Source organism: Bradyrhizobium sp. P2_E8, assembly GCF_056403875.1.
In genome coordinates, this window is sequence record NZ_JBFUES010001181.1 from 1 (window position 1) to 2,076 (window position 2,076).

The 2,076-nt window shown below is 67.9% G+C and carries 1 protein-coding gene; it reads left to right on the top strand.

All coding sequences use genetic code 11. From position 1 onward, the window contains the following. Positions 1-110: 110 nt before the first annotated feature. Positions 111-2,076 (top strand): 3-hydroxyacyl-CoA dehydrogenase NAD-binding domain-containing protein (locus AC1D00_RS38310; RefSeq protein WP_477014249.1); only part of this gene is annotated, 1,966 nt, incomplete at its 3' end.

Below are 2,076 nucleotides of genomic sequence, written 5' to 3' on the forward strand. Positions count from 1 at the left end.
GTGCTGCATCTGGTCAATGCGATGAAGCGCCTCGGCACCCGGCGCGGCGTCGCCACCGAATGCATCGGCGGCGGGCTCGGCGGCGCAATGCTGATCGAGGCGGTGTGACCATGGATTCCAGGATCATGACCGCGCTTGGCGACCGCGTGCTGATGCTCGGGCCCCCGCCGGCAGCCGACGGCCCCTACAAGCATTTCAAGCTGACGCGAGATGCCGACGGCGTCGCCTGGCTGCTGTTCGACCGCGCCGGGACAAGCGCCAACACGCTGTCCTCTGACGTGATGGAGGAGTTCGACGCGGTGCTCGCGGCGATCGAGACCGAGCGCCCCGCAGGCCTCGTGATCCGCTCGGCAAAGCCGTCCGGCTTCATCGCCGGTGCCGACGTCAACGAATTCCGCGGCGCCAGCGATCCCGAGATGGTGGAAACGCGCATCCGCGCCGCGCATGCCGTCGTCGATCATCTGGAGGCACTCAAGCTGCCGACGGTCGCGGTCATCCATGGCTTCTGTCTCGGCGGCGGCCTCGAGGTCGCGCTCGCCTGCCAGTCGCGCATCGCCATCGACGGCGCGCGCTTCGGTTTCCCCGAGGTGATGCTCGGCCTGCATCCCGGTCTCGGCGGCACCGCGCGCTTTACCGCAGTGGTCAATCCGACCCAGTCGATGGCCTTGATGCTGACCGGCCGCACCATCGATGCACGCCGCGCCAAGGCGCTCGGCCTCGTCGATACCGTGACGCAGGAGCGCCACGTCCGTGGCGCGGTGAAGGACGTGCTGTTCGGCCGGCTGAAGCCGGCAAAGCCTGGCCTGCTCACGCGCGCGGCCAACCTCGGACCGGTGCGTGGACTGCTCGCCAAGCGCATGCGCTCGGAGGCTGCGAAGGCGGCACCGCGCGAGCACTATCCGGCGCCTTACGCGCTGATCGATCTCTGGGAGACGCATGGCGGCAGCAAGGCTGCGATGCTCGGGGCCGAGCAGGCGTCATTCGCCAAGCTGATGGTGACGCCGAYGGCACAGAATCTGATCCGCGTCTTCTTCCTGCGCGAGCAGATGAAGAAGGCGGCAGGCTCCGGCAACACCGTGAAGCATGTCCATGTCATCGGCGCCGGCGCCATGGGCGGCGACATCGCGGCGTGGTGTGCGGGGCAGGGGCTGCGGGTTTCGCTCGCGGACATGAAGGCGGAGCCGATCGCGGGCGCGGTGAAGCGCGCGGCCGAGCTTTACGGCAAGATCATCCGCAAACCCACCGACGTGCGCGACGCCCTCGATCGCCTGATTCCGGACATGGATGGGGAAGGCGTCCGCAACGCCGATCTCGTCATCGAGGCGGTGCCGGAAAAGCTCGAGCTGAAGCAGAAGGTCTATGCCGGCCTCGAGCCGCGGATGAAGCCGGGCGCGATTCTCGCGACCAACACCTCGAGCATTCCGCTTCAGGACCTGCGCACCACGCTGGCGCGGCCCGAGCGGCTGGTCGGACTGCACTTCTTCAATCCGGTGTCGCGGCTGCAACTGGTCGAGGTCGTCAGCCATGACGGCAACGATCCGCAAGTGTTGAAAGAGGCGCTCGCCTTCGTCGGCGCCATCGACCGCCTGCCGCTCGCCGTGAAGAGCTCGCCCGGCTTCCTCGTCAACCGCGCGCTGACGCCCTACATGCTGGAGGCGATGGTGATGCTGGACGAGAAGACCGACCAGCGCCTGATCGACGCCGCGGCCGAGCAGTTCGGCATGCCGATGGGGCCGATCGAGCTTGCCGACCAGGTCGGGCTCGACATCTGCCTCGATGTCGGCGACATGCTGCGCACCAAGTTCGGCGATCTGTTGCCGCCGACACCGGCCTGGCTGCGCGAGAAGGTCGCCAAGGGCGAGCTCGGCCGCAAGACCGGCAGGGGCTTCTACACCTGGAAGGACGGCAAGGCGGAGAAGGCGCCGCTCCCCGAGACCGGCCCGCGTGTGACCGACCAGATGATCGACCGCCTGGTGCTGCCGATGTCCAACGTCTGCGTCGCGGCGCTTCGCGAAGGCATTGTCGACGATCCCGACGCGGTCGATGGCGCTATGATCTTCGGCACGGGATATGCAC